At 57.3% G+C, this 10,019-nt stretch carries 9 protein-coding genes; all 9 read left to right on the forward strand.

The window, feature by feature from the left end:
- The first annotated feature begins 2 nt into the window (after positions 1–2).
- Positions 3–956, forward strand: coding sequence for an ABC transporter permease (locus tag JWF83_RS21435; protein WP_413652510.1), 954 nt, complete (start codon positions 3–5; stop codon positions 954–956).
- Positions 956–1,807 carry an ABC transporter permease gene (locus tag JWF83_RS21440; RefSeq protein ID WP_413652512.1) on the forward strand — a complete coding sequence of 284 codons (852 nt, stop codon included), beginning with the start codon at positions 956–958 and terminating at the stop codon, positions 1,805–1,807. Before JWF83_RS21435 ends, JWF83_RS21440 begins: the two co-directional genes overlap by 1 nt.
- Positions 1,804–3,477 (forward strand): ABC transporter ATP-binding protein, encoded by a 1,674-nt coding sequence (locus tag JWF83_RS21445; RefSeq protein WP_413652514.1) that lies wholly within the window; start codon positions 1,804–1,806, stop codon positions 3,475–3,477. The genes JWF83_RS21440 and JWF83_RS21445 overlap by 4 nt, the downstream gene beginning before the upstream one ends.
- A 75-nt stretch (positions 3,478–3,552) precedes the next feature.
- Positions 3,553–4,884: an NAD(P)/FAD-dependent oxidoreductase gene (locus tag JWF83_RS21450; protein ID WP_413652516.1), complete on the forward strand. Its 1,332-nt coding sequence runs from the start codon at positions 3,553–3,555 to the stop codon at positions 4,882–4,884.
- A 9-nt stretch (positions 4,885–4,893) separates the two neighbouring features.
- Entirely contained in the window at positions 4,894–5,742 is an 849-nt protein-coding gene (locus JWF83_RS21455) for a GNAT family N-acetyltransferase (protein ID WP_413652517.1), read from the forward strand.
- Complete coding sequence (locus tag JWF83_RS21460) at positions 5,742–6,668, forward strand: 2-hydroxyacid dehydrogenase (RefSeq protein ID WP_413652519.1); 927 nt, start codon at positions 5,742–5,744, stop codon at positions 6,666–6,668. Before JWF83_RS21455 ends, JWF83_RS21460 begins: the two co-directional genes overlap by 1 nt.
- A 1-nt stretch (position 6,669) precedes the next feature.
- Positions 6,670–7,794, forward strand: a complete 1,125-nt coding sequence (locus JWF83_RS21465) for a M20 aminoacylase family protein (RefSeq protein ID WP_413652521.1) — start codon at positions 6,670–6,672, stop codon at positions 7,792–7,794.
- 128 nt (positions 7,795–7,922) lie between these two features.
- On the forward strand, positions 7,923–9,239 hold the full coding sequence (gabT, locus tag JWF83_RS21470) for a 4-aminobutyrate--2-oxoglutarate transaminase (protein WP_413652522.1): 1,317 nt from the start codon (positions 7,923–7,925) through the stop codon (positions 9,237–9,239).
- Positions 9,240–9,370: 131 nt separating this feature from the next.
- Positions 9,371–9,877, forward strand: a complete 507-nt coding sequence (locus tag JWF83_RS21475) for an Lrp/AsnC family transcriptional regulator (RefSeq protein ID WP_413652523.1) — start codon at positions 9,371–9,373, stop codon at positions 9,875–9,877.
- The last annotated feature ends 142 nt before the right edge of the window (positions 9,878–10,019 follow it).

Here is a 10,019-nt window from a genome sequence, read left to right on the forward strand (position 1 = left end):
CGATGAATCGGTACATTTTCAAACTGATTGCGCGGCGCCTCGGCTCCGGCTTATTAACGCTGCTGATCGTCTCGGCGCTGGTGTTTCTGATCACCAGCATGCTGCCGGGCGATGCGGCGCAGATGATCCTCGGACAAGGGGCGACGCCGGAAACCATTGCCGCGCTGCGTCAGCAGCTCGGACTTGATCAGCCGCTGGTGTGGCGTTATTTCAGCTGGCTTGCCGGTATGCTTCAGGGCGATTTTGGCACCTCATTCGCCAGTAATTTACCCGTTACGCAACTGGTGGCGCAGCGTATTCCCGCCACCTTTCAGCTGGCGGCCACCACCACGCTGGTCTCTGTTCCGGTGGCGCTGGTGATCGGCATTACCGCCGCCATGAAACGCGGTTCGCTGCTGGACCGTGCGCTGGTGCTGAGCACCATGGCGGTGGTGGCGGTGCCGGAGTTCCTGGTGGCGACCATCGCGGTCATTGTCTTTGCCGTCAAGCTGCACTGGGTGCCGGCAATGTCGATTGGCTCACCGGATCAGGATCTGCCCGGCTTCTTGCGCACCTACGCGCTGCCGGTGCTGACCCTGTGCTGCGTGGTGGTGGCGCAAATGGCGCGGATGACGCGGGCGGCGATTATCAATCAGATGGACAGTGCCTATCTGGAGATGACATTGCTGAAAGGCGTATCGCCGCTGCGCGCCATGTTGCGCCACGCGCTGCCGAATGCCGTCGGGCCGATTGCCAATGCGGTCTCGCTTAGCCTGTCTTATCTGTTTGGCGGTGTGATTATCATTGAAAGTATCTTCAGTTATCCCGGTCTGGCCAGCCAGATGGTGGATGCGGTCAGTAATCGCGATCTGCCGGTGGTGCAGCTGTGTGTGATGTTCTTCGCCGTCTGCTATCTGGTGCTGTTACTGGCTGCGGACATCCTGACTATCGCATTCAATCCAAAGTGGAGGGGCTGATGAATAGGCTACTGTTGCCCTTACGATTCTTCCAGTCGCTGAATAACGCCGGCCGTACCGGTCTGCTGATTACCCTGTTCTGGGTTTTTATGGCGATATTTGGCACCGCGCTGGCGCCACACAATCTCGAGGATATTGGCGGCGGCGCGATGTTCGGCGGCTTTAGCGCCGAATTCTGGTTTGGCACCGACTATCTCGGTCGCGACATTCTCAGCCGGATTATGTTTGGCGCTCGCTACTCAATCGGTCTGGCGCTAAGCGCCGCGCTAATGGCCAGCCTGGTCGGCACTTTACTGGCGCTGCTGGCGGCGGTTACCGGCCGCTGGCTGGAAGAGATCCTTGGCCGTATCAATGATGCAATGCTGATCCTGCCGGGCAAAATTCTGGCGCTGATGATTGTCGCGGTGTTCGGCTCTTCGTTGCCGATGCTGATTATTACCGCGGTATTTACCTACTGGCCGGGCGCCTATCGTATTGCCTATGCCATGGCTTCCAGCCTGCGCTCAATGGATTATGTCCAGGCTTCGCGGCTGCGTGGTGAGAGCCGCTGGTATATCGCGATCCACGATATTCTGCCGAATATGGTACATCCGATGCTGACTGATTTCGGTCTGCGCTTTGTCTATATCGTGCTGATGTTAAGCGGGCTGAGTTTTCTTGGTCTCGGCGTCCAGCCGCCGTATGCGGACTGGGGCACCCTGGTACGGGAAAATCTACAGGGGCTGTTTGATGGCTCTCCGGCGGTACTGATGCCGGCAGTGGCGATTGCCAGTCTGACCATTGGCGCCAACCTGTTTATTGACAGTTTGCAGGCGATGCGTCCGCTGAACTGGGTGAAGGGGGTTGCATGAATATTATGCCACATAGCGCACGTCCAATGGTGTCGGTGGAAAATCTGCGGGTGACGGCGAAGACCGACGACGGCCATGAAGTTTCACTGGTTTCTGATATTCGCTTCACCGTGCAGAAGGGGGAAGTGCTGGCGCTGATCGGTGAATCCGGCTCCGGTAAAACCACTATTGCGCTGGCGCTGATGGGGTATGCGCGCCATGGCTGCCATATCGCCGCAGGCACCATCCATGTCGCCGGTACTGATGTCACTGCGCTGACGCCGGGACAACTTTGTCAATTCCGCGGCAACAAGGTGGCCTATATCGCCCAGAGTGCGGCGGCCTCGTTTAACCCGGCGATGAAAATTCTCGATCAGGTTATTGAACCGGTGGTGATCCATGGCCTGATGAACCGGGCCGCGGCGAAGAAGAAAGCGCTGGAGCTGTTTCGCGAGCTGGCGTTGCCTGACCCGGACACCATTGGTGACCGCTATCCCCATCAGGTTTCCGGCGGTCAGCTGCAACGCCTGATGACGGCGATGGCGCTGATTGGCGATCCGGAAGTGGTGATCCTCGATGAGCCGACTACCGCGCTCGACGTCACCACCCAGGTAGAAGTGCTGAAAGCATTTCGTCGCGTGGTGCGTCAGCGCGGCACCACGGCGATCTATGTCAGTCATGACCTGGCGGTGGTGGCGCAGATGGCGGATCGTATTCTGGTATTGCTGAAAGGATCGATTGCCGAATATGGCAGCACCGATAAGCTGCTGCAGGCGCCGCAGGCGGAATACACCCGTTTATTACTGGATGCGGCACAGCAAAAGAGCCGCGACAGCGCCTGGCGCGCGGCGGATGCCGGAATTCAGCCGATGCTGGAAGTTCGCGATTTGTCCGCTGGCTACGGCCCGCTGGACAGCAACGGTCAGCCCAAAATTAAGATCCTGCAGGATATTAACTTCAAATTGTTCCGTGGCCAGGCGATTGGCATTATTGGCGAATCCGGCTCGGGTAAAACCACGCTGGCTCATGCGATTGCCGGGATCAATACGCCGTCCGGCGGCCATATTTTGTTTAATGGTCACTATATTGCCGGTGCATTGCAACAGCGGCCGGAAAATGAACTACGCCGCATTCAGTATGTATTCCAGATGGCTGATACCGCGCTTAATCCAGCCCACAGCGTAGAAAAAATCCTCGCCCGCCCGTTAAAACTGTTTCATGGTTTACGTGGTGCGGCGCTGGAGAAACGGCTGTTTGAGCTGCTGGATCTGGTGCGCCTGCCGCGCACTGTATTGTGGCGCCGTCCGTGGGCGCTTTCCGGCGGCCAGAAACAACGGGTTAATCTGGCACGGGCGCTGGCCGCCGAGCCGGATCTGATTCTGTGCGATGAGGTGACCTCCGCACTGGATACCGTGGTGGCGGCTGCGGTACTGGATTTGATTACCGAACTGCGGCGCGAGCTGGGGCTGTCAGTACTGTTTATCAGCCACGATCTGCATGCGGTACGTTCAGTCTGTGATGAAATTATTGTGGTGAAAAGTGGCCGTATGGTGGCTCAGGTGGCGCGCGCCGACTATGACAAAACCTCCAGCGATCTTTACTATGAGCGCCTGAAACGCGCGGTGCCGGAACTGCGGCAGGGCTGGCTGGATGAACATGAAGAGAGCGATATCGCCAACGGGATGCATTAATGTTTTCTGCTCAGGCACTGGGGCGGCAGTTATACCGCGCCTGTCAAAAATTTGCTTAACGAGGTAACACACGCAATGCCAGCACCGATTCGATATGTACAGGATAACGCGTATTTCCCTGAATCCGCTGACGTGGTGGTGATTGGCGGTGGTATCGCCGGCGCTGCGGCGACTTACGAACTGGCAAAACAGGGCATAAAGGTGGTTTTGCTGGAAAAAGGGCTGGTAGGTGGCGAGCAATCCAGCCGTAACTGGGGCTGGTGCCGTCAGCAGAACCGCGATGAGCGTGAATTGCCGTTAATTATCTATGCGCTGCGCCGCTGGGAAGAGTTGGGCCAGGAGACCGGTGAAGAGCTCGGTTTCCGGCGTACCGGCCTGGTTTACGCCACGCGCGATCAGAGTGAAATCGACGCCTGGGATAACTGGGGCAAAATGGCGAAAAGCTATGACGTGCGCAGCGATATTCTGAACGCGGCACAGGCAAAAGCGATGACGCCGGGCAGTACCAGCGCATGGCTGGGGGGCGTCTCGTCCCCGACCGACGGACACGCAGAGCCGTCGCTGGCGGCGCCGGGTTTAGCCATCGCCGCCCAGCGCCTTGGCGCCTGTGTGGTACAGCAGTGCGCGGTGCGCGGGCTGGATATCGCGGCCGGTCGGGTCAGCGGCGTCTGGACAGAACGCGGGTTGATCAAAACCGCCAGTGTGATTTGTGCCGGTGGCGCCTGGACTTCAATGTTCTGTCGTCGTCATGGTATCGACCTGCCGCTGGGCAATGTGATTGGTACGGCTTTTCGTACCGCCCCGATCGCGCAGGCGATTAGCATGCCGCTGTATACGCCGGGCTTTGCCTGTCGTCCACAGCTGGATGGCAGCTATACGGTGTCGGTATCTGGCCGTGGCCGTTTAGAACCCGGCGCGCAGGGATTGCGCTATGCGCGTCAGTTCTATCCAACATTTAAAGCGCGGCGCAAAAACCTGAAGATTCGTCTTGGTCTGGCGCCTTTTTATCGCGGGCCGGAAGCGCTGGGCCGCTGGCAGTTTGATGCGCAATCGCCGTTCGAAAAAGTGCGTATTCTCGACCCGCACGCCGATCTGGCGCTGGTGCAGGAGGGCATTGCCGCAATGCGCAAAGAGTATCCGGCGCTGGCGGATCTGCGCATGGTGCAGGCGTGGGGCGGAATGATCGACAGCGCACCGGATGCGATTCCGGTGATCTCCGGCGTACCGCAATTGCCTGGCCTGGTGATTTCTGCGGGTTATAGCGGGCACGGTTTTGGTATCGGACCCGGAGCCGGTCGTCTGGCTGCCGATCTGATTATGAATCAACAACCGATAGTCGACCCGACGCCATATCGCTATGCGCGGCTGGTGGATGGATCTGGCCTTGATACCCCCGGCATGATGTAAGGAGTAGCGATGAGTATGCAACTACGTGCGATGAATGAAGGTGACCTGGACAGCGCCTTTGCGCTGACTCAGCAGATGAAATGGCCGCATCGTCGCGCCGACTGGCAGCAGGCGCTGCAACTGGGTGAAGGTGTGGTTGCCGTGGAGAACGGTCGGGTGACTGGCACCGCACTCTGCTGGCGCTGGGGAAATGACTACGCCACCCTCGGGCTGGTGATGGTTGATGGCGCGGCACAGGGGCGCGGTATTGGCCGGCAGCTAATGCTGGCGGTGCTGGACAAACTGTCCGGCAGTCATATTCGCCTGCATGCCACCGAGGCAGGGAAAGGGTTATATGAAAAACTGGGTTTTGTCGCCAGCGGTAATGTGGAGCAACATCAGTGCCGGCAACTGGCGGCAATCGCCGGCTGGCCGCTGGCTGCCGATCAGCGGCTGCGGCGCGGCCAGCCTGAAGATGCGCCGCTGCTGACGGCGCTCGATCATCAGGCCCACGGTCAGTATCGCCCGCAGTTGATCGCCGGATTACTGGCCAGCGATCAGCCGGTGCTGGTGCTGGAGCAGGGGGAGCATCCGGCGGGGTTTGCCTGTTTGCGGCGCTTTGGACATGGCTACGCTATCGGGCCAATTATTGCGCAGGATTTGTCGCAGGCAAAACTGTTGGTCAGCCAGCTACTCAGCGGATTAAGCGGTCAGTTTGTCCGTATTGATACCGATGCCGCCAGTGGGCTGGGTGAGTGGCTGACCACGCTGGGGTTAGCGGAAGTGGATGCGCCGACCATCATGTATAAAGGAACACCCTGGCAGCCCGCAGCGGGCGGCATGCGGGTGTTTGGGCTGATGACCCAGGCGATGGCCTGATGAATATCGTTTATAAATCTGAACCCGAGCGCGGACGCAAATGGGCGGCGCTGGTGACGGAACGCGCGCCCGGCTCCAGTTTCCGTCAGTGGCCGGATATTGGTGACCCGACTACCGTCGACTATCTGGTCGCCTGGCAACCCCCATCCGATATTATGCAGCAGTTTCCCAATCTGAAAGTGCTGTTCTCCGTCGGGGCCGGAGCCGATCAGTTTGACTACGCGCGGCTGCCTGCCGATTTGCCGGTGGTGCGCATGGTGGAACCGGGCCTGACTAACGGTATGGTGGAATACGTCACCTTTGCGGTGCTTGGCCTGCATCGCGATATGCCGCGCTATTTGCAGCAGCAGCGCGAACAACAGTGGCAGCCGCATCCGATGCGTGCGGCGGCAAAGCGTCGTATCGGCGTTATGGGATTGGGTAGTCTTGGTGAAGCCGTACTGAAACCACTGCTGGCTCTGGGTTTTGACTGTGGAGGCTGGAGTCGTACCCGGCGTGAGATTGACGGCGTCCAGTGCTGGGCGGGAAAGGATCAACTGGGCGATTTTCTGGCGCGCACCGATATCTTAATCTGCCTGTTACCACTGACTGACAGCACTAAAGGGCTGCTGAATAGCGACTGCTTTAATCAGCTGCCGCACGGCGCGGCGCTGGTACAGGCGGGGCGCGGCGCACAGCTGAATCATAACGATTTGCTCAGCGCCCTGGACAGCCAGCAACTGAGCGCGGCGGTGATCGATGTAACCGATCCGGAACCGCTGCCCGCCGGACATCCGTTCTGGAGGCATCCTGCTATTTGGTTAACCCCGCATATTGCCAGCCAGACGATGCCGGAAACGGCGGTCGATGCGTTGCTGGCCAATATTCGTCGCTTCGAGTCCGGTGAACCGATGATCGGGCTGATCGACAGACAAAGAGGATACTAATATGCAGTGGTCACATTTAGTCGCGCTGCGCCGGGATTTGCACGCCCATCCGGAGCTGGGTTTCAGCGAGCAGCGTACCGCAGCCATCGTGGCGGCGTTCCTGACGGCGCAGGGTATTGAGGTGCATTGCGGCGTGGGTAAAACGGGCGTTGTCGGCGTACTGCGCCGCGGCGCCAGCCAGCGCAGTATTGGTTTGCGCGCCGATATGGATGCCTTGCCGATGAATGATGCCGGCAGTCAGCCATGGAAAAGTGGCCAGCCGGGCGCCTGTCACGCCTGCGGTCATGATGGCCATACCGCGATGCTACTGGGGGCGGCGGAAGCGCTGGCCAAATCCGCTGATTTTAACGGCACGGTGTACTTTATTTTTCAGCCTGCCGAAGAGGGACTGGCGGGCGCTAAAGCGATGATCGATGACGGTCTGTTTACGCGCTTCCCCTGTGATGCGGTATATGCGGTGCATAACTGGCCGGAGCTGCCGGCTGGCAGCGCGCAAACCCGTGCCGGGCCGATTATGGCGGCTGCCGACCGTTTCGACATCCGCGTAACCGGCGGCGGCGGTCATGCTGCTCAGCCGCATCTCAGTGCGGATACGCTATTAGCCACCAGTGAACTGGTGGTGCAACTGAATACCATTGTGGCGCGTGCGGTTGACCCCTGTGAACCCGGTTTGCTGACGGTGACGCGTATCCAGGGGGGCTTTTCCCACAATATGATCCCGGCGGAAGCGACGATTACCGGTACGGTGCGTACTTTTAACCCGCAGGTGCAGGATGTGATTGAGCAGCGCCTGCGGCAGATGGCGGAACATGTCACTGCGGCCCACGGATTGCAGGCGGAAGTACAGTACCACCGCTACTATCCGGCAACGATTAACAGTGCGCCCGAAGCGGCGATTGCGCTACAGGCGGCGCGTAATGCCGGGCTGGATGCCAGCGAAGCGCATAAACCGGCGCTGACCTCCGAAGATTTCTCTTTTATGTTGCAGGCGCGGCCTGGCGCTTATTTGTGGCTGGGCTCTGCCGACAGCCGCCCACTCCATCATTCCGCCTATGATTTTAATGATGAAGTGATCCCTTTTGGCGTGCGCTGGTTCTGTGAAGTGGTGCGCGAAACGCTGGGGTGAAAATTTAATTCACCAATCGGCGCTGAATTCGAAAGTAAATGCTGCTGCCGCAGGAATTACGGCAGCTTACCGAAAGTGCTTATTGCGATACTTGACTCATATTATCGTTATGTCGATGAGGTAGAGAGATGCAAAATTTAATGGCTGAGCAGCAAACATTTTCTGATAACGCACTATTTCTGAATGCACGCGAAGAGAATGTACCGCGCGGTGTGGTAACCGCTCACCCGGTGGTGATTGCGAAAGGGAAGGGCTCTGAAGTCTGGGATGTGGAGGGAAATCGCTATTTAGATTTTGTCGGTGGCATCGGTGTACTGAATGTCGGCCACAATCATCCGGCGGTAATCAATGCGGTTACACAGCAACTGCATCAGGTATCGCACGCCTGTTTCCAGGTGGCGGCATACCCGGGTTATATTGAACTGGCAAAGCGGCTGAATACATTAATCGGCGCCGGTGAGGCGTTTAAAAGCGTATTTTTTACCAGCGGTGCGGAAGCAGTAGAAAATGCGGTGAAGATCGCCCGCGCTTATACCAACCGTCCGGGTATTATTGCCTTTGATGGCGCTTTCCATGGCCGTACTTTATTAGGTGTTACTTTAACCGGTATGAGTCAGCCATATAAACAAAATTTTGGCCCGTTCCCCGGTGATATTTATCGCGTGCCTTATCCGAATGCTTTCCACCATATTTCGCCAGAGGATTGTCTGGCGGCACTGGATAATCTGTTTGCGGTGCAGATCCTGCCCGAGCGTGTAGCGGCGATTATTATTGAGCCGGTACAGGGCGACGGTGGTTTCCTGCCGGCGCCGGCCAGTTTTATGCAGGCGCTGCGGGAAATAACTGCGCGGCATGGCATCTTGCTGATTTGCGATGAAGTCCAGACCGGCTTTGGTCGCACCGGCAAAATGTTTGGTTTTGAGCACTCGGCGATTACGCCGGATCTGGTCACGGTGGCGAAGAGCCTCGGCGGCGGTCTGCCCATCTCCGGAGTGGTAGGACGCGCGAAGATTATGGATGCGCCAACGCCGGGTGGATTAGGGGGGACCTATGGCGGTAATGCGCTGGCCTGTGCGGCCTCACTGGCGGTGCTCGATTTGCTGGAGCATAGCAATTTGCTGGAGCGTTCAAATCTGCTGGGGACGCAACTGAATGCGCGCTTACGGCAGCTGGCCGATAAGTACGCCTGCATTGGTGAAGTACGCGGCGTCGGTTTTATGCAGGCGGTGGAAATCATCGATTTTGAGAGTAAGAAGCCGGATGCGGCATTAACGCAGAAGATCCTCGACTGCGCCTGCCAGGAAGGGTTATTGCTGATTAAATGCGGTCTGCACCGCAATACCGTGCGTTTCCTGGCGCCGCTGGTCACCAGTGATTCGCAACTGGAAGAAGCGCTGCATATCTTTGATATTGCTCTGGCTCGTGCCACAGGTCGTTTAGGTTAGTCATTGTTTCCTCATTGAATTTTCGGAAATATCCTCGATGTGATAACCGCCAGTAACGCTGGCGCAGTTACCAGAAAGCGTGTTATACCATCGAGGTATGCACACAAAAATGTGTCACAATGAGGGGCTTTATGAACGGCTTAATGAAACTTGATCGCATCGATATCAATATTTTGGTGCAATTGCAAAAAGATGGCCGCATCAGCAATGTTAATCTTGCCGACGCCGTTGGGCTTTCGCCCAGTCCCTGCTTACAACGCGTAAAACGTCTTGAGTCTGCGGGCTTTATTACCGGTTATGAAGCTCATATTAATCTGACCAAAATTACCGATTCGGTGACGGTATTTACTGAAGTGACGCTGGCAGGCCATCGGCGCGAAGATTTTCTGAAATTTGAAAACGCCATTCGCGAAGTGGATGAGCTGATGGAGTGTCACCTGATCACCGGCGGTTATGACTATTTGTTGCGCTTTATTACCCGCAGTATTGAGCATTATCAGGAAGTGATTGAACGTTTGCTGGATGCTAAAGTGGGGATTGATAAGTACTTCAGTTATATTGTGATTAAGTCACCGATTATGAAAAGTAGCGTGCCGCTGCGCTCGCTGATATCACGGCATACCCAGGTCGAGTATTAGTTTTCCCCGGAGGCGGCAGTTATGCCGCCCTCGCTGCGGCAGAAAATTTTTTCTCGCCTCTAAATTCCCCATAAATCCGCTGTTGATGACCTTGCTTCGAAAAAAACACCCGCCGCTAACTTCGTAAACTCTGAGTGTCTGT

The organism is Pantoea sp. B65 (genome assembly GCF_047308185.1).
In the GTDB taxonomy this organism is placed as follows: domain Bacteria; phylum Pseudomonadota; class Gammaproteobacteria; order Enterobacterales; family Enterobacteriaceae; genus Erwinia.